The organism is Candidatus Photodesmus katoptron Akat1, from assembly GCF_000478685.1.
In the GTDB taxonomy this organism is placed as follows: domain Bacteria; phylum Pseudomonadota; class Gammaproteobacteria; order Enterobacterales; family Vibrionaceae; genus Vibrio; species Vibrio anomalopis.
Map to the genome: position 1 here is coordinate 298,347 of NZ_AMSD01000001.1, position 19,756 is coordinate 318,102.

The window sequence follows — 19,756 nt, forward strand, 5'->3', positions numbered from 1 at the left end:
TACTATCTATGATAAATAAAAAATCACAACATTCGACAATACTCAACAGCTTGTCTTATCACTGGCTTTGAAATTCCTTTAACTATCTTAACTGTACCAATACTGGTAGGTAATACTAGTCTTAACTGACCACTGAGCACCTTTTTATCTCGAAGAATATACTTCATCAAATCAAGAAAAGATATGCTTGAAGGAATATATACTGGTAATCTAGCTTTTCTTAGCAAAGAAATAATTCTTTCAACTTCTTTTTCAGAAATTAATCCTTGTAATTGAGCTATTTTCGATGCCACAACTATACCAGAAGATACAGCTTCACCATGTAACCAAATTCCGTATCCTAATGCAGATTCAATAGCATGACCAAATGTATGACCTAAATTTAAAAAGGCACGAATATCAGATTCTTTTTCATCTTGAGAAACTAATTGAGCCTTAATTCTACAACAACATGAAATAGTATATTTAAGCGCAATTTTATCAAAATAGTATAATCTATCAAGATGAGATTCTAACCAACTAAAGAAATGCTGATCACAAATTATGCTATATTTAATTACCTCCGCAATGCCAGAAGTAAATTCTCGTAAAGATAATGTTAATAAACATTCAGTATCAATTATAACTGCTTTAGGTTGATAAAAAACACCAATCATATTTTTACCTAATGAATGATTTACTGCTGTTTTACCACCTATTGAAGAGTCTACTTGAGCAAGCAAAGTAGTTGGCATTTGTATAAAATCTACCCCACGACAGTAACAAGCAGCAGAAAAACCAACTAAATCACCTATTACACCCCCACCTAAAGCAATTATGATCATATCACGATCATAATTACCTTCTAACAAATACTTGATAATCTTATTAAACGTATACAAGTTTTTATATTGTTCACCACTTTTCAACTTTAATAATGAAACATCACAACCAAATAATGCTAATAGAGTTAATAATTTATCTGAATATAAAAGAGCGACTTTATAATCACTAATAATCACAACTCTTTTTTTCTTTTTTAAAAAAGAAAGTTCCTCTGAATTACTAAATAATCCAGAACCAATTAAAATCGGATAACTGTTTTTATTTAAACAAACCCAAATTTTCTCCAAAATATTGACCTTTTTATTGGGAACAAAATATCAACGCTCCTCTAATATTTTTATAATCTGATTAGCTACTACCTTTGCACTCTGATTATCAGTACTGACTGTATAATCTGCTACTTCCTCATACAATGTATTGCATTGTATAGCTAGAAACTCAAGCACTTCTCGTGGATCTTTTGTTTGCAATAAAGGACGCTTCTTATCACGATTTGTACGTGCAAGCTGTTTTTCAATTGCTGTTTCTAAATATACGACAATTCCGCGAGCGGATAATCGATTTCGATTTTCTTTACTTTTAACAGAACCACCACCTGTTGCCAGTACAATCCCTTGTAGTTTAGTAAGATCATTGATAATTGATTCTTCACGCTTTCGAAAGCCCTTTTCTCCTTCAACATCAAAAACCCATGCGACATCAGCACCAGTACGCTCCTCAATAACTACATCTGAATCTAAAAATTCCATATGTAACTGTTGGGAAAGGTGTCGACCAATTGTACTTTTGCCAGCCCCCATAGGACCAACAAGAAAAATATTGCGTTTTTCAGCCATGTTTTAGCAGTATTACAAAATGTATTAATTGACAAAACCACTGCAAGCTCACATATATAACGTATGGCCTTACAGCACCAAATCTACACAGATACTTATTTATCTATAAAAAAATATAAAACCATTCAATTATTTTAGAGTTAATAAAAATGCATCTTTATATACTTTATATCATTAGTTCAGTTATGTGAATCCTATGTAAACATGCATTATATCATTTTTTTCTAAAAAAATTAGTTCATTTATGTGGAAGAAAAATGAAAACAAATTGAACTATCTTTGAATACGATGAATAAAAAGTAGATATATTTAGTGTCACATATGATGTTCCTTTCTTTAAGAAAAAACATAGATAAGCAATTTTTTCTTTCAAAATGAATATATATGCTAAGCTGAATACCAAAAATTTTGGCATTCTACCTATTCATATATTTTTACTTTGAACATCTAATCTAATCCAACCTTATCTTTTTGAAATGAGATCTTGTTTAAAAAAATCAAAACCAATTCTGTCTAAAATAACATAATTACTGACATACTCAATGATATACTACATAAATTAAAAGATTAATATTCCTTATTAATCTTGCTTTAAATCTATACGTTAAAGTTTTAACAAAATATTCAACTACTTACTCCTATCTGTAAAAATCACGCAAATTATAAATATAAAAAACAGGGAAAAGTAATAAAGTAATGATAAACCGTTATATTATAAAATAAGTAACTATTGTACTTATCTTATATAATTAAGCTAATATTGACATTACTCAATACATTTTATTTATAAATAATAAACATATCTTTTTTAAAGAACATAATAACTGTTTTCAATTAACCTAAAAATACGAAGTGCTTTCTAAACTGATTTAAAAGAAATTTAAAATATGAAAAAAAAAACATTAAGCATTTTATTGAAAAACATAATATTTCTCAAACAGAAAAGTTTATTAAAGATCTTTGGTAAAATTATTCTAAAACCTAATTTATGGTATTTTAATCGTCATTCAACAGCTGGAGCGTTTGCTATTGGGTTACTCGTTGCTTTTATACCTTTTCCAAGCCAGATGATTGTGTCTGCAGGATTAGCAATTTTATGTAGCGTTAATTTACCTCTTGCAGTAGCTTTGGTTTGGATTACTAATCCAATTACAATGCCATTTTTATTTTACTTTGCTTATAAAGTGGGGGCTTTTATTATGAATATTCCCTCTAAAACATTCTACTTTGAATTTTCTTGGGAGTTTATTTTAAACCAGATAAATATTATCGTTCCTCCACTATTGTTAGGATGCATGATATGTGGAATTTTTTCGGCCTTCACTAGCTATTTAATCATTACAGCATGCTGGCGTTATTCAGTAATACGTAACTGGAACAAAAGGAAATTGCGCTAAAGGTATTTAATTATATTTATTAAGAAACCATATAATGATATGAATTCATTTAGAATTAAGTATAGAGGCTGGTTTTAATTTACTTGCTTTAATTGCAGGCAACCAAGTTGCTAATAAACTTAAAACAATAGTGATAAAAAAGATTAAAGCTACATCAAAAAAATTAACCTTAGATGGAAGAAAATTAATAAAATAAATATTTCTAGATAAGAAATTATGATGAACTAATAATTCAATCTTTTTAATGATAGAAGTTAAGTTCATTGAAATTATGACTCCTATAATTCCACCTATGGAACTGCCAGAAAGACTCAAAATAATTCCTTTATAAACAAAAATTTTCTTTATAAATACATCATCAGCACCAATACTTCTTAAAATTGCGATATCCTTTGAGCATCCTTTTACTGTCATCATTAATGCAGAAACAATATTAAAACTAGCTAAACACATAACTAAAACCATAATCAAATAAACAATTGTTCTAATTAATTGAATATCACGATATAAAAAACCAAATTTTTTTTGCCAACTACTTGAATACAAGTAATTGCTTAAATTAATATTTACTTCAGAAATAATCTTCTCAGCATTTAATACATCATTTACTTTAACAGCAATACCAGTAACACTATCTCCTAACTGAGTGTATTTCTGAGCATCTTTTAGCGGAATTAATGCTAAATTATGATCTAACTGACCATGCAACTCTAATAATCCAGCTATTTTAAGACGAATTTTTTTAGGTGCTGGTAATTTATTAAGTTCATTGCTACCAGTAGTAGTAACCATTAAAGTTACATAATCTCCTTTTTTTGCATGAATAGAATCAGCTACTCCTTTACCTAAAATAATTTGTTGAGAATCAGAATGAAATGTTTGCCATACTTGAGAATCAATAAAATCAGAAAAGCTAGAAAAATTTTCTTCAAGAGAAGGAATAATGCCACGAACTTCAATGGCCTTTGTATATAACCCTTTGTTAACTAAAGCCATCAACCTGATGTAAGGAGCAACTGAATCAATACTTGTATTACATTGTTTTATTTGCTTCATTAATAGCTGCCAGTTTGAAACAGGTTTTTGAATACCCTCAAATTCACCATGAGGAATTATAGATAAAACTCGATTTTTCAATTCATATTGAAAGCCATTCATTACAGAAAGAACCATAATCATAGATGAAACACTAATTGCAATACCGATAATAGAAGCCAAAGCTATAAACGAAACCATTGTATTACGATTTCTAATCGTGCTAAAAAACATAGCAACTAAAAATCTAGAAGAAATAATGAACACTTAAAAAAACCTTAATACAGCAATATGCCATCTTGCATTTTCATTTGTCTCTCCATATTCATCGCTAACTCAATGTCATGTGTTACTACTAAAAATGCTATACCAGATTCTTTATTCAGTTCAAGTATTAAATTATATACTCCCAAAGCTGTTTTTTGATCTAAATTTCCTGTTGGTTCATCAGCTAATACTAAATCCGGTTTATTAACTAATGCTCTAGCTATTGCTACTCTTTGACGCTCTCCACCAGAAAGTTCAGATGGTCGATGTTCAAGACGATGACCCAAAGCGATTTGATCTAAAAGTGCTTTAGCTTCCTTTATTGCTATTGATACTTTCTTTCCAGCAATTAAGAGAGGCATCGCAACATTCTCTAATACAGAAAAGTCCATTAAAAGATGATGGAATTGATAAATAAAACCTAGATGCTTATTACGAATTTTTGCTTGTTGATTAGGATGTAATGCCATCATATCATAATCTAGAAAAAGCACTTTTCCAGTTGTTGCTTCATCTAAAGCTCCTAATATATGAAGAAGTGTACTCTTTCCAGAACCTGATGCACCAATAATTGATACTAGTTCTCCAGAATCCATCTCAAAATTTATACCCTTAAGCACTTCAGTATCAAGAGTTCCTTCATGGTATGTTTTACATATATTTTCACATTTAAGAAAATTACACATGTCTTAAAACCTCAATTGGTTTAATAAATGATGCTCGATAGGAAGGGAATATAGCTACAAACATACTAAGAGCTATTGTTAGCAAAATGATTATCACAATTTGTTTAAGATCAATAATAATCGGTAATTGCCTAAGAATAAGAAAAAATTCAATATCTATATTTCTTAAAATGAATTTTAAATTACTTAGGAAAAATATTCCTAATAAACTACCAATAATAGATCCTATAAAACCAATACTCATACCTCGAATTATAAAAATAGTAAAGATTTGACTGCCAATCATACCTTGAGTCTTTAAAATAGCTACTTCTGTTTGTTTTTCCATAAGAACTATAATAAGCACAGAAATAACATTAAATGAAGCGACTAGAATAATTAAACTTAACATCAAGCTCATTATGTTCCTTTCCATACGAACAGCTTGAAATAATTCACCACGTTGATCACGCCAGTCATTCCATTTCCAACCTTTTGGTAAAGGTTTTGATGATAAATCAGCTACTACAAAAGGATCAGTAAAAAATAATCTCCATCCTGAAATATTCTCTGCTTCATATTGCAATAACCGTCCAGCATCTGCAATATTAGTTACTATTAATTGTTCATCAACATCAGAACCTGTACTAAAAATACCAGCAACTGTAAAATTACGATGAGCTGGAATTAAACCAAATGGAGTATATTTTCCTACACTTGTAACGGTTAAACGCACTTTATCACCTAAAAATACATTTAAAGAACGAGCTAAAATATCACCCAGGAATAAACGATAACTACCTGATTGAAGAGACGCGAGATCATCCCCAATAATCAAATGTTCTTCAATTGGATCATAACTATTAGGGTCTACTCCAATAATATAGCCAGAAGATAACTGAGAAATACTTTGAATTATTACTTCACTATGAATTAATGGTTCTACTCTGTTGGATATTGCTGTAATAAATTTTGGAGCAATATCAAGCATAGATGTTTGATCCTCTTTATAAGAAATAACAGCTTGTGGAAGTACACCTAAAACTCTATTCTTAAGATTAGTTTCAAAACCACTCATGATTGATAAAACTATAACAAGCGCCATGACACCTACTGTGATACCTATAACAGACATGTAAGTAGTAAACTGACTGAACTTACCTCCAGCTTCTTTAAGATGACGAAAACTTATAAAAATTGAAATTGGATAAAACATATTTTATAACAATATAATTATCTACTACTTTGAAAAATATACAGCCATCTCATACTCTTATTTGTCCATTTAAAAAAATAAAGAAAACATGATGATAGCAGTAATATTATGCTAATTAGCGTATCTATATTAACGATATATTATATGTATAGTTATTTTACCAAAAAATACAAATACTATTTAACCTAATAAAAAGGGAACCATATGTTAGAACAAGACTTTTTTACCGTTAATCATAAAATGACTGCTAATGTTGAACCGATGGATAATCAGTTTTCTCTTCCTTCTCAGGAACAATTTGAACTTGAAATACCTGCTCCATTTATTATTGCTAATAAATTTAGTAAACTCGATAGATTCAATGATAATGCTCTGTTAGAACTTAAAAATAATAAATTAAACCATGTCATTCAATTACTTGACAATCAAAATTCTAAATTGAACTTATTGCTATCTTTTGCACTATCACAGCATAATAATATGAAGTATAGTCAGTCCACTTTATCGTTTGGAGCTAGTAAATTTTCGTATGGCAGTTCAAATAAATTATCAATAAATACTATAGTACGAGTAAAATTATTTCTAGAATATCCACCTTCAGCAGTCTATTGCTATGGGAAAGTCATATGCTGTAAAAAAGCAGAGAAAATCTGGATAATCACAGTAAAATACAATTTATTAAAAGAGTGTGACCAAGACCTATTGATTAAAGCCGCCCTTTATCAGCAAAAAAAAATATTGCGTCAACGTTCACGTTCTATGAATAGAGAATAAGTAGCAAATATAATTATGGATGAATTAACTTTTCTTTTCCTTACCAACTCAGAAAAAGTTGGAGATAAAAAATACATTGGAAATTTACATGGTGCAACTTTAGCCATTGCTTTAGCTGAACTTGATAGACGACATAACAATCACACTCTTCTAGCTGTACCAGATTCAAAAACTGGACTTCAACTTCTTCAAGAAATAAAATCATTCACTTCTGAAAAAATCACTTTCTTTCCAAACTGGGAAACACTTCCTTATGATAATTTTTCACCAAACCGAGATGTTATATCATGTAGAATTAAACGTTTATATCAACTTCTAAATCAAACTAAAGGCATTACTATCGCATCAATTAGTACTTTGCTACAAAAAATAGTACCTAGAGAACACCTATTAAAAAACATTTTAACAATAAAAATTGGAGATATATTACCTTTTCAAAAATTCATTCTCCAATTAGAAAGATCTGGATACTTTCATACCAATCAAATTGTTGAACCTGGAGAATATTCCACTCGTGGTTCAACTACAGATTTATTCCCTATAGGAAGCTCACAAACTTATCGTATTAATTTTTTTAAAAATACAATAAGAAGTATCTACATCTTAAATCCTAACAATCAGTATTTAATTAAAAGCATTAGTGAACTTTTACTACTTCCTTCACATGAGTTTTCAAATACAAAATCAGCTATTACAAATTTTCTTTCCAGTTGGCAAAAGCGTTTTAAAAGTAGCAGTAATCCAGAATCTATTTATTTCCAAGTTTCTAAAGGTATTTGGCCTGCAGGTATTGAATATTGGCAACCTTTATTTTTTAAACAAACAGAAACATTGTTTGATTATATCTCTAAACACAGTCAATTAATTACTATAGATAATATTGAACCTGCGATTGATACTTTTATAAATAATGCAAATTATCGCTATGAACAAGGAAAAAATCACTCACTACGTCCACTACTAGTACCAAATGAACTATGGTTAAAAAAAGATGAAATATTTGGTAAATTTAAACAATTTCCTCACACAATATTATCAACAAAACTAATTCAAAAAAAGCCAGGACGAACTAATGCATTGATTAAAAAACTTCCAATATTAACCATAAAACCTAAAGATAATGATTTATTAATTGCATTACAGCAATTTAGTGAATATTTTTCTGGAAAAATTATTTTTTCTGTAGAATCAGAAGGCCGTAAAGAAGCATTGCTTGAATTACTTCAGCAAATTAAAATTTTTCCCATTAAAACCAAAAATCTTTATACTGCCATTAAAAACAACAATAAACATAGCTTAATTTTAGGATATTCCGAACATGGTTTTATCCATACCAAGCAAAAATTAGCTTTTATTTGTGAAGCTGATCTTCTTGGGATGAAAACAATTCACAGAAGAAAAAAAATTCCTAACAGTAAAATTGCTAACTATAACTCTAATATTTATCATTCTGAAGAACTAAAAGTAGGCCAATATGTTGTTCATATAGATCATGGAATTGGTCGATATATTGGGCTAAAAACCCTAGAAACATTTGGTATTCCTAGTGAATTTGTAACTTTAGAATATCAAAATAATGCCAGACTTTATCTTCCAATTTCATCATTAAATCTCATTAGCTATTATTCAACTAGCATTCAAGGGAAAGCTCAATTACATAAGCTTGGAGGAGAAACCTGGATTAAAGAACGAAAAAAAAATTTTAAGAAAATCAGAGAGATAGCGTATGAATTGCTGAATATATACGCTAAACGAAAGTTAAAATTAGGTTATAAATTTTCTTTAAATCAAGAGCCATACTTAAGATTTAAATCTGCCTTTCCTTTTGAGGAAACACATGATCAGAATGAAGCTATCAATGCTGTATTATCTGATATGTGTCAATCTAAAGCCATGGATAGATTAGTATGCGGAGATGTAGGATTTGGAAAAACTGAAGTAGCTATGCGTGCAGCATTCATCAGTACAAATAATAATAAACAAGTGGCTGTTCTAGTTCCAACTACTCTATTAGCACAGCAACATTTTGAAAATTTCCGAAACCGCTTTTCTAATGTACCAATCCGTATTGAAGTACTATCTCGTTTTAAATCAATTAAAGAACAAAAACTAATTATAAAAGATATAGCTAGTGGAAAAATTAACATCGTTATTGGAACACATAAATTACTATCAAATAATATTAAATTTAAAGATCCAGGTTTACTAATTGTCGATGAAGAACATCGCTTTGGTGTACTACAAAAAGAAAAAGTCAAAACCATACAAAATAATATTGATATACTAACTCTTACAGCCACACCAATCCCAAGAACATTAAACATGGCCATTAATGGTCTTAGAGACCTTTCTATTATTGCAACACCACCGGCTTGTCGAAGAATGGTTAAAACTTTTGTTATTCAAAAAAAAGACGATTTGATCCGTGATGCCATATTGCGAGAAATTATGCGTGGAGGACAAGTATATTTTTTACATAACCAAGTTGAAACTATTAATAAAATTGCCAGTAATTTAGTAAAATTAATTCCAGAAGCTTCTATGACAATAGCTCATGGTCAGATGAATGAACGTGAATTAGAAAAAGTAATGACTAATTTTTATCACCAACGATTTAATGTGCTAGTATGCACTACTATTATTGAAACTGGAATTGACATACCAACAGCTAATACTATCATCATAGATAGAGCTGATAATTTAGGTTTAGCACAATTGCATCAATTGCGAGGACGTGTTGGGCGTTCACACCATCAGGCTTATGCTTATTTTTTAATACCAGAAAAAAAAGAAATGACAAAGGATGCTACTAAACGTCTTTCTGCTATAGAATCATTAGAAGATTTGGGAGCTGGTTTTGCTCTAGCTAACCATGACTTAGAAATTCGCGGTATGGGAGAATTACTTGGTAATGAACAAAGTGGTCAAATTCAATCCGTTGGTTTTGTTTTATATATGAGAATGCTTAAAAAAGCGATTGAAGACTTAAAAACTGGTACAGAACTATCACTTGAATCTTTATTTAATACACAAGCTGAAATTGATATAAAACTACCAGTACTTTTACCAGAAGAATATATCCCTGATGCAAATACACGTCTATCTATATATAAACAGGTAACTAGTGCTTATAATCAAAATGAATTAAGAGAATTAAAAATCATGCTAACTGATCGTTTTGGTGTATTGCCAGACCCAGTGAAAAATTTATTATCAATCTCTGCACTTAAAATTGAGGCAACCTTATTAAAAATTAAACTGATTCATGCAAATGAAAAAGAAGGACATATTGATTTTAAATCTGATACTAACATCAATCCAAAATCTTTAGCTTCACTATTACAATCACAACCACAACAATTTATAATGGTAAGCCCTACTAAACTTAAATTTAAAATACCATCACCAGATAAACGAATTCAATTTATCGCTAACATACTAAAAAATCTTCAGAAAGATTTATTGCATACCATGTAATTTTTTTATATTTTCAAATGAAAGAAAATAAGAATGCCATAGTAAATAATGTAATTAATTATTAATTGAGTACTACCATTGAAAAAATTTTTAATCTTATTACTTTTATCATTTTCTTTACCTACAATAGCAAAAAGACAGTTTGATATAGAAATAGTTATTTTTAAACGAATAATCGATGTTAAAAATACTGGTGAATCTTGGCCAAATACACTACCAAAAATTAATCTAAATCATGCAAGAAGCTTTGAAGATAAAGAATATCAAATTAAAAAAGGGATTAAAATATTACCATCTGCTGAATATAAATTAACTGATAAGTCCTTACAATCATTAAAAGAACATCAAGATTTTGAAATACTCTTACATAAAGCTTGGCGACAAAACGATGATAACAGGGAATATTCACCTATATTTCATATTCAAGCTGGAAAAAACTACTCAAAGGAACTAAATCAAGATATTATTACAAATAAAGAAAATATATCTCAACCAATTTATGAACTAAACGGAAAATTACAAATTTATGTCCAGCATTACTTATATTTAGAAATAGAGCTTAACCTTAATAAACTTCATACTGTTAATCAGAAGATAGATCTCAGCTTTTTTAATCCTAATTTTAAAGATAAAAACAAACAATTTATTAAAAGCTATCGGATGAATCAAAAGCGACAAATACGTAGCTCTGAAACACATTACCTAGATCATCCTCTCATGGGTATTATAATCCAAATAAATCGTGTAAATGAAGAAGAATAGCACTATAAAACTTCAAAATAAAAGATTAATCGTAATTCAATTAAATGAGTTTTCTACAATTGAAATGCTTTACATTTTTTTTCGACCAAGTAATGAATGTGATAGTGTCATACCATCTACTAATTCGAGCTCTCCTCCAATAGGAACACCATGAGCGATACGACTTGCTAAAACTTTATGAGCATAACATAATTCAGCAATATAATAAGCAGTAGCTTCTCCTTCAACTGTTGGATTTGTTGCTAAAATAACCTCAGTAATATTCCCTTTATATAAATGAGATTCAAATAGATCTAAACCAATATCATTTGGCCCAATACCGTCTAAAGGAGATAAATGACCCATCAAAACAAAATAACGACCAGAAAACTGGCCAGTAGCTTCTATAGCTGTAATATCAGAAAAGCTTTCGACAACACAAAGTTGACCATTTTCTTGACGCTTAATATTAAGACAAATATGACAAACTTCTTTTTCAGTTAAAGTGCGGCACTCCTTACAATTGCCTATTTTAGTCATTGCTTGCTTTAAAACTTCTGCTAACTTTAGACCTCCCTTTCTATTTCGTTGTAATAAATGAAAAGCCATACGTTGTGCTGATTTTTGACCTACTCCAGGTAAACAACATAAAGATTCTACTAAAGATTCTAATACACGACTAGTAAACATAAATCGATGTTATCCAATCCAGATATTAATATTCAAATTAAGAATATTTTTAAAATTAATTCATATATTAATTGCTTTATAAGGTTATATATTAGCTTTATTATTAGATTGGTTGCACACTATCTCTAATTATCTTTGCTGAAAAATGTTTCTTAAAAACTTTAAGTTTAAAATCATTTTCCAAACTGATAAAAGCCTGTTGTAATTTATTTTGATAAAGCCTTTCTCTCAATTCTAACGGTGTTTCTCCATATTCGCCAATTTCTACTGATAAATCGCATTTCTTTCTAAACGCCAAATTTAACGCTTGGTTTAATTCTTGACAAACTTCATTAGTTTTTAAGAAAGATTTTTTAGAACGTAAAATTAACAAAATAGAATTAGATTTTTTTTATACGATGAATTTAAAGAAAATTCTTTTGCAGACTTAGATATTCTTAATGTCTGAATCAGAGCAGACCACGGATCCATTTTAGAAGACTCTATTATTAATTTTTCCAGCATTTCTGAAGTTTTAACGTGAGTAGATATTTTTGAAGAAAATTCATTTTTTTTATACGATGAATGTATTTGAGTTTCATATTTATTATGAATTAATCTTAAATTGTTTTTTTTTTACTTATATCTAAATTTTGATAGCTAGTTTTTAAATCTTTTCGATTGGAACGTAACTGATCACGTAAAGTACGTGATTTTTTAGTTCTATAGTCTACTTCATTAATATTAGTTATAGAGGAAAGTTTATTTTTTTCAGATTTAGATAATGAATCTTTTTTTCTTCCTGATAAAGAAGAAGATTGATTTGCAAGTTTTGTACTAGTACTAATAGGTTTTATAATATCATGAGATATTGGCTTAAATGACATCATCCGTAAAAGCACCATTTCTAAACCGATACGCTCAGTTGGTGAATAAGGTAAATCCTCACGGCCTTTAATAACAATTTGATAATAAAGTTGCACCGTTTGAGGGGATAAAGATTTTCCAAGTAAAATAATTCTCTTTGAATCTTTCTGAGTTCTATTTAACGTAGAAGGTAAAGCTTGATACATCGCAATACGATGTAATTGTGACGCTAATTGCTTCAATAAAGCATCCCATTGGATACCTGTCTTATCTAAAGAACAAATATTTTTAATTAAAATTTTAGATTCATTAGCACTGAGTGCTTCTAGCAAAGAAATAGCTTTTGATGCATCTAAAATACCTAGCATATTGGTAACTGTTTCAGAATTAATCTGTCCATTACTCAATACAATGGCTTGATCAGTTAAACTTAAAGCATCACGCATACTCCCATCAGCAGCATGAGCAATCATATCCAAAGCCTGATTTTCGTATGTAATATGTTCTCTTGATAAAATATAATTTAGCTGACTATAAAGATTATCAACACTAATTGGTTTCAAATGAAAATGCAAGCAACGTGATAAAACCGTTATAGGAAGTTTAGAGGAATCTGTAGTTGCTAACAAAAATTTAACGTACCCTGGGGGCTCTTCTAATGTTTTCAAAAAAGCATTAAAACTATGTCTAGATAGCATATGAACTTCATCAATTATATAAACCTTAAAACGACTGCGTGCTGGCTTATATTGTACGTTATCTAATAAATCACGAATATCTTCAACCTTAGTTCGTGAAGCAGCATCTATTTCTAATAAATCGACAAAACGACCTTCATCTATCTCTTTACAGGTAGAACAAACACCACAAGGTAAAGCGGTTAAACCAACCTCACAGTTAAGTCCCTTAGCGAATAAACGAGCGATAGTCGTTTTACCAATTCCACGAGTACCACTAAATAAATATGAATGATGTAACCGATCTTTAGATAAAGAATTCTCTAAAGCAATCATCACATGTTTTTGACCTACTACTTGTTTAAATTTTCTTGGACGCCACTTTCTCGCTAAAGCAAGATAACTCATATAAAATTCCAGTTAAATAAAAATCAATATCAATTAGAATACACAAATGCTATAAACATTCAAACCTAAGTTTTCTAAACGTTTGAATCCACCAATTTTAGGCAAATTAATAACAAATGCAGCATATTCTACGATACCACCCAATCTTCGAATTAATTTAGTAGCAGCTTCAATGGTTCCACCAGTTGCTAATAAATCATCAACTATCAAAACATTATCACCTGAAATAATTGCATCAGTATGGATTTCAATCATATTCATGCCGTATTCAAATTTATAAGATTGCTGAACAGTTTGACGAGGTAATTTACCTGATTTACGAACAAGAACTAAGCTTAAACCTAACTCCAAAGCTAAAGGAGCACCAAACAGGAAACCACGTGCTTCAGTAGCAACAATTTTATTAAAATTCATGTTCTTATGCTGTTCTACTAATAATTGAACTGTAGCTTTATAAGCCTTAGGATCTTCGATTAAGGTGGTTATATCCCGGAATAAAATACCTGATTTTGGATAATCTGGAATATTCTTAATACGAGATTTAATTAAAGATATAGATTCAGCTGTCATAATCCTAAAACATTTAATAAAACTACAAAATAACTAACAGCGATGATTCTATCATAAACAACAATATTTAAGATAGTAGCATAGGAGCTACACGCAGATGATGCTAAGCAATGATTCAAATTAAGTTAACCTATAAAAAATGTAGAATCGTAAATTTAATTTACGAAGCGCAAAAAGATTTTAGATCAATGTCAATTTCACAATAAAATTAAAGATGCAGTACCGAGAAATGCAAAAAAACCAACAATATCACAAGTAGTTGTTAATACCATTGAACCAGCCAATGCGGGGTCTAAATTAAATTTACGAAGCACAATAGGAATAAGGACACCGCAAAGTACAGATGAAGACATATTCACTACGATAGCAAACAAAGTAATACCTCCCAACAATATAGATTGAGAATATAACGCAGAAATTCCTCCTGCGATAGAAGCCCAAAACAAACCATTAATAACACCAATACTTAATTCATTTTTTAATAATACTAATCGATTGCCTGGAACAATTTGATTAAGAGCCATAGCCCTTACTACCATGGTTAATGTTTGGCTACCCGAAACACCTCCCATCGAAGCTACAACAGGCATCATTACAGCAAGTACTACCACTTGTTCGATAACATCATCAAATAAACTAATAGTGCTAGCCACTAACATTGCTGCAAGTAAATTTACACCTAACCAAACACTACGTTTTTTTACACTTTTCAGTACAGGAGCAAACAAATCTGCTCCTTTATTTACACCAGTACCAGCTACTAAACGGGTTTCATAAATTTGACGCTGGGTATTCAAAGCAAATTGCCAATTAACTTCACCAATCAAAATTTGATTATCATCTATCATAGGTAAAGCAGGCAATGAATTATACTCTAAAGCTTCAATAGCTTCCTGTAAGCTTAATTTGCCATGAAGAGTAGTGATATTACTAATAGCTAAGTCCATTAAACTTACATCGTCTTCATTAAGAAAAATCTCACAGCAATTTATAACTCCTTTAAATTGTTTACGATGATTAATTAAATATACCTGACGTCGAATATCATAATTGTAACGATGCATTAATAGTCTTGCTTTCTCTACATTAATATTAAATGGTAGAGTAGCAACTTTTCGTTCGGCCCAACGACCTAATTCATCTTCTTCAAACTGACTAGCTTGATCATATAACTCTAATTCAGTTTGTTCAATTAATCGAATTGCCTCGTTAATAATTTCTTCAGGTAATGAATCCGCCCATTCAATAAGAGAAAGATTATCAAGTTTAGCAAGAGTTAATTTCAGTTCAATTTTTGAAAGTGAATCAATAATTGAAAACCGAACATCACTGCGCATTTCTGTTAGAACTTCAATATGTAATTCCAATGGAAGAGCACGCCATAAACGAATACGAACTTCGATTGGAAAAGCTTCTAAGATTAAAGCAATAGAACCAGACTCTAATCCCTCTTCTATAAAAGTATTTAAAATACTACTTTGTTCCTGTTCATTAGTTACAGAAAGCAATTTAATTTGATAGGATAAATCTTGAGACTCACTCACTGAATAACTCCGTTTAGAAACGGTTAAAAGAAAGCATTTATTATTTCATAAATATTCGGAACATAGTACCATATGGAAAGAATAATAACTTAAAGAAATATAATAAAGTAGATATTTTTTTATTCATTTCAAGAATAAAAATATCAGAAATTCTACTTTATCTCAAATAAAGTAAATTATAGTTTTACTCAGAGTCTTAGGTAAATTAGATTGGGAATATTATACTCATGTTACATCTATAAAATATTTCTGTTAACAATTTCTAAGCAAAAAATATAAATTAATTACTAATAAATCTCTCCCTAAAACATTAGGCTTTTTTAGTTAAATTGAAGAAAGATTAATGATTTCGAAATGGGCACAACGATTTCATCAAATGGCTGAACTAGTTGCTTCTTGGAGCAAAGATCCTTCGACAAAAGTTGGTTCTGTTATCACCAAGAACAACCGTATAATTTCCGTTGGTTTTAATGGATATCCTCATGGTATTTCAGATACAGTAAATATTGATCCTCGTGATATAAAATATCTAAAAACACTTCATGCAGAAGAAAATGCAATTCTATTTGCTAAAAGTAACTTAGATGAATGCGAAATATGGGTAACTCATTTCCCTTGTCCTAATTGTGCAGCGAAAATTATCCAAACTGGAATAATAGCAGTACATTGTCCAAAACAAACCGAAGAGTTTCTTTTTCGATGGAAAGATAAATTAAAGGTTAGTCAAGACATGTTTTTAGAAGCCAAGATAAAAGTAAACTGTATTTCACTGAAAGATTTTCTTTAAAAATATTCCAAATAAATACAAGTGATTATTAATTAATAATCCTAAAAACCAACTCTACCTGAATATGCTGACGTTTCTTTTAGTAAAGATAAAACACTAGGTGTAGTCAGATCATCGATATTTAAACCATTAGCTAATTTTTGTCGAATATCACTGCTACGAATTGATATTCTTTCAGGACATATTAATATATTCCAATATTTTAATATCTCTTCTGACTTATAAAAATTTGGAAAATTCAATAAATTATCAGGCCCTAAAACAAATGTTATATCTGATTCAGGGAATTCATTTGATAATTCTAATAATAAAGTATAAGTTTTAACTGGTTTTTTTATCTTTAAGAGTTTTTCTTCAATCTTGGAACGTTCAACATTAAGTAAGTTAATGTCTGTAATGAATGCATCCACTAACTGACAACGAACCTGATAATTTATCATCTTTTTTCCAAAAGGATGATAAATACTTGGAATAAGTAAAATTTTATCAAAATGATTAAGGGAAGTAATAATACTTTTATGTCCTAAACTTGGTGGGTTAAAAGCGCTGCCAAATGCTGCAATTTTTCTCATTCTCAAGGTGCCAATATGCTAAATTATCCGAAATAATACTCTTAATTTAAAAAATTTAAAACTAAAATATGATAAAATTAGCATAAGTATTATTATTCAATAAGTTGAAAGGGATAATAGATGGAAACAATTATTCGTACCATTCGCAATGAAATGAAAGTACTACCTTCAATTAATCCATATTTTGAAATTAGTCGTCGAGTAAACTTTATTAAAAACAAACTGCAGGAGGCTAATTGTAAATCGCTTATTTTAGGTATTAGTGGAGGAATTGATTCAACAACATGTGGGTTATTAGCACAACTTGCAATTGAAGAATTAAATAAAGAATCATCCTCTAAAGATTATCAATTCATTGCTGTTTGTCTTCCATATGGTAAACAAGTAGATGAAGAATCAGCAAAATTAGCACTGTCAGTTGTTCGACCTACCTATTCTTGTTCTATCAATATTAAACCAGGAGTTGATGAATTATATAAAGCTACTAATAAGGCATTATCTGATATAAATTTACTTCCTAAGGAATTACAAAAAAAAGATTTTATCAAAGGTAACCTTAAAGCTCGAGTTCGCATGATAACTCAATATAAAATAGCAGGTTACTTAGAAGGGATAGTTTTAGGTACAGATCATTCAGCTGAAAATATTACTGGATTCTATACTAAATTCGGAGATTCTGCATGTGATTTAGCACCTTTATTTGGTTTAAACAAACGACAAGTGCGTACTATTGCCAGTACTCTTCATACACCAGAGCAACTAGTAAAAAAAGCTCCTATAGCAGACCTTGAAGAATTATCTCCGCAAAGAGAAGATGAAGATGTGTTAAACTTAACCTATGATCAAATTGATGATTTCTTAGAGGGGAAAGATGTTGATAAAAAAGTCATTAATCGGTTAATCAATCTTTATAAAACAACTAAACACAAGCGCCAACCAATACCTACTATTTATGATTAAACGAATTAATCCCTTTCCATGTTGCATTACCCAAGTTGTTATAAAATATGGACCGAAGCTGTATTAGTCGTACCAGAGGCAACTAAAGCACCAGAAACCATCACTACTATATCACCTTTACTTCCTAGACCAGATTGTAAGGCATTTTTTTTTCCATTTATATAAAAATCATCAGTGCTCTTAATAGAACCTATAATAACTGGCTTAACCCCTTTAGTTAAAACTAATTGAGCTGCTGTTTTTTTATTAGTAGTAAGGGCAAGAATATTTGCAGTAGGAAAATATTTTCGTACTGATCGAGCAGATTTTCCACTTTCAGTTGCTACAATAATAAGTGGAGAATTTAGTTTTTCAGCTGTCTCTACGGCACCTTTGCAAACTGCTTCAGTAATGCGTAACCGAGAACTATCTAATCGAGAACCGAGCTCAGCTTTAAGTGCACTATCAGCACGATTAGCAATTTTAGCCATAATTCTAACAGCTTCTACTGGATATTTTCCTTTAGCCGTTTCACCTGAAAGCATAACGGCATCAGTACCATCCATAATAGCATTTGCAACATCACCAGCTTCAGCTCGAGTAGGACGTGGGTTATTAATCATTGAATCAAGCATCTGTGTTGCAGTAATAACCATTTTTCTTGCACGATTACACTTCTCAATCATCATTTTTTGTGCAAAAATAACCTCTTCTGCTGGTATTTCAACTCCAAGGTCTCCTCGAGCTACCATAATTCCATCAGAAACTTCTAAAATTGAATCAAAATTATCAACGCCTTCCTGATTTTCAATTTTAGAAATAATATGGATCTTTTCACCACCATTCATATTTAAAATATTACGAATTTCAGTAATATCCTCTTTTTTTCGAATAAAAGAAGCAGCTATAAAATCAACTTCATGCTTGCAAGCAAACTTTATATCAGCTTTATCTTTCTCAGAAAGTGCAGGTAATTGAATAGATACTCCAGGTAGATTAATCCCTTTATTTTCTCCTAAGATAGCATTATTAAGAACTTTACAGCTAACTTCTGTTTCAGTGGTTTTAAGTACTTTCATTTTAATTAAGCCATCATCAATAAGAATTATGTCACCTACTAAAAGATTCTTAGAAAAATTTGGATAACTTACAGCAACAAGATATTGATTACCTAGGATCATACTATTACTTGTAAAAATAAATTTTTGACCAGCTGTTAATTTAACTTCGTTGCAATTTTTAAGTTTTAAAGTACGAATTTCAGGCCCTTTAGTATCTAAAAGGATAGATAGTTGTTCACCTGTTTTTTTCATAACTTTACGAAAATTTTCGATACGTATACTATGTTCTTTAAAACTACCGTGAGAACAATTTAATCGCATCACATTCATACCAGCATTTACTAATTCCCTTAGTTTGATAATAGACTCAGTTTTTGGGCCAATTGTACATACGATTTTTGTCTTTCTCATAAATAATCCTCTCCGGTC

Annotated in this window: 15 protein-coding genes and 3 pseudogenes; 6 read left to right on the top strand and 12 right to left on the bottom strand. The window is 30.0% G+C overall.

Annotated features, from left to right (window positions below):
* Positions 1–23: 23 nt before the first annotated feature.
* Together aroB and aroK are read right to left on the bottom strand one after the other, a co-directional pair.
* Positions 24–1,112 carry a 3-dehydroquinate synthase gene (gene aroB / locus O1U_RS01255; protein ID WP_016503602.1) on the bottom strand — a complete coding sequence of 363 codons (1,089 nt, stop codon included), beginning with the start codon at positions 1,110–1,112 and terminating at the stop codon, positions 24–26.
* A gap of 30 nt (positions 1,113–1,142) precedes the next feature.
* Positions 1,143–1,661 carry a shikimate kinase AroK gene (aroK, locus tag O1U_RS01260; protein ID WP_016503603.1) on the bottom strand — a complete coding sequence of 173 codons (519 nt, stop codon included), beginning with the start codon at positions 1,659–1,661 and terminating at the stop codon, positions 1,143–1,145.
* Positions 1,662–2,562: 901 nt separating this feature from the next.
* Here aroK and O1U_RS01265 point away from each other — a divergent pair.
* Positions 2,563–3,058, top strand: a pseudogene (locus O1U_RS01265) (DUF2062 domain-containing protein).
* 45 nt (positions 3,059–3,103) lie between these two features.
* On the opposite strand, the gene lolE reads toward O1U_RS01265, so the two are convergent.
* The 3 genes from lolE to O1U_RS01280 are packed head-to-tail and all read right to left on the bottom strand — an operon-like array spanning position 3,104 to position 6,241.
* Positions 3,104–4,351 carry a lipoprotein-releasing ABC transporter permease subunit LolE gene (gene lolE, locus O1U_RS01270; protein ID WP_420887243.1) on the bottom strand — a complete coding sequence of 416 codons (1,248 nt, stop codon included), beginning with the start codon at positions 4,349–4,351 and terminating at the stop codon, positions 3,104–3,106.
* 20 nt (positions 4,352–4,371) lie between these two features.
* Positions 4,372–5,046, bottom strand: a complete 675-nt coding sequence (lolD, locus tag O1U_RS01275; protein WP_016503606.1) for a lipoprotein-releasing ABC transporter ATP-binding protein LolD — start codon at positions 5,044–5,046, stop codon at positions 4,372–4,374.
* The gene (locus tag O1U_RS01280) at positions 5,039–6,241 is read right to left on the bottom strand and encodes an FtsX-like permease family protein (protein ID WP_016503607.1); all 1,203 of its coding nucleotides are present in this window, start codon (positions 6,239–6,241) and stop codon (positions 5,039–5,041) included. The genes lolD and O1U_RS01280 overlap by 8 nt, the downstream gene beginning before the upstream one ends.
* Positions 6,242–6,445: 204 nt before the next feature.
* Between O1U_RS01280 and O1U_RS01285 the strand changes: the two genes are divergently transcribed.
* The 3 genes from O1U_RS01285 to O1U_RS01295 all read left to right on the top strand — a co-directional run bounded on the left by O1U_RS01285 (position 6,446) and on the right by O1U_RS01295 (position 11,254).
* A complete protein-coding gene (locus O1U_RS01285; RefSeq protein WP_016503608.1) occupies positions 6,446–7,015 on the top strand; it encodes a hypothetical protein in 570 nt (189 codons plus the stop codon).
* 15 nt (positions 7,016–7,030) lie between these two features.
* The gene (gene mfd / locus O1U_RS01290; RefSeq protein WP_016503609.1) at positions 7,031–10,492 is read left to right on the top strand and encodes a transcription-repair coupling factor; all 3,462 of its coding nucleotides are present in this window, start codon (positions 7,031–7,033) and stop codon (positions 10,490–10,492) included.
* 78 nt (positions 10,493–10,570) lie between these two features.
* On the top strand, positions 10,571–11,254 hold the full coding sequence (locus O1U_RS01295) for a peptidoglycan binding protein CsiV (RefSeq protein WP_016503610.1): 684 nt from the start codon (positions 10,571–10,573) through the stop codon (positions 11,252–11,254).
* A gap of 69 nt (positions 11,255–11,323) precedes the next feature.
* Here the strand turns inward: O1U_RS01295 and recR are convergent, their stop codons facing one another.
* The 5 genes and pseudogenes from recR to O1U_RS01320 form a co-directional block, all read right to left on the bottom strand.
* Positions 11,324–11,923: a recombination mediator RecR gene (gene recR / locus O1U_RS01300; protein WP_016503611.1), complete on the bottom strand. Its 600-nt coding sequence runs from the start codon at positions 11,921–11,923 to the stop codon at positions 11,324–11,326.
* A gap of 103 nt (positions 11,924–12,026) precedes the next feature.
* Positions 12,027–12,427, bottom strand: a pseudogene (locus O1U_RS01305) (DNA polymerase III subunit gamma/tau C-terminal domain-containing protein).
* A 176-nt stretch (positions 12,428–12,603) separates the two neighbouring features.
* Positions 12,604–13,854, bottom strand: a pseudogene (dnaX, locus tag O1U_RS01310) (DNA polymerase III subunit gamma/tau); the annotation flags it as partial.
* A gap of 33 nt (positions 13,855–13,887) precedes the next feature.
* On the bottom strand, positions 13,888–14,424 hold the full coding sequence (gene apt / locus O1U_RS01315; protein WP_016503613.1) for an adenine phosphoribosyltransferase: 537 nt from the start codon (positions 14,422–14,424) through the stop codon (positions 13,888–13,890).
* 197 nt (positions 14,425–14,621) lie between these two features.
* Positions 14,622–15,968, bottom strand: coding sequence for a magnesium transporter (locus tag O1U_RS01320; protein WP_016503614.1), 1,347 nt, complete (start codon positions 15,966–15,968; stop codon positions 14,622–14,624).
* A gap of 343 nt (positions 15,969–16,311) precedes the next feature.
* On the opposite strand from O1U_RS01320, the gene O1U_RS01325 reads away from it, so the two are divergent.
* On the top strand, positions 16,312–16,755 hold the full coding sequence (locus O1U_RS01325) for a dCMP deaminase family protein (RefSeq protein ID WP_016503615.1): 444 nt from the start codon (positions 16,312–16,314) through the stop codon (positions 16,753–16,755).
* Positions 16,756–16,796: 41 nt separating this feature from the next.
* Here O1U_RS01325 and O1U_RS01330 read toward each other — a convergent pair whose 3' ends face one another.
* Positions 16,797–17,327, bottom strand: a complete 531-nt coding sequence (locus O1U_RS01330; RefSeq protein ID WP_016503616.1) for a nicotinate-nicotinamide nucleotide adenylyltransferase — start codon at positions 17,325–17,327, stop codon at positions 16,797–16,799.
* A gap of 129 nt (positions 17,328–17,456) precedes the next feature.
* On the opposite strand from O1U_RS01330, the gene nadE reads away from it, so the two are divergent.
* Positions 17,457–18,287, top strand: a complete 831-nt coding sequence (nadE, locus tag O1U_RS01335) for an NAD(+) synthase (protein ID WP_034411471.1) — start codon at positions 17,457–17,459, stop codon at positions 18,285–18,287.
* 38 nt (positions 18,288–18,325) lie between these two features.
* Here the strand turns inward: nadE and pykF are convergent, their stop codons facing one another.
* Positions 18,326–19,738 (bottom strand): pyruvate kinase PykF, encoded by a 1,413-nt coding sequence (pykF, locus tag O1U_RS01340; RefSeq protein WP_016503618.1) that lies wholly within the window; start codon positions 19,736–19,738, stop codon positions 18,326–18,328.
* Between the last annotated feature and the right edge of the window lie 18 nt (positions 19,739–19,756).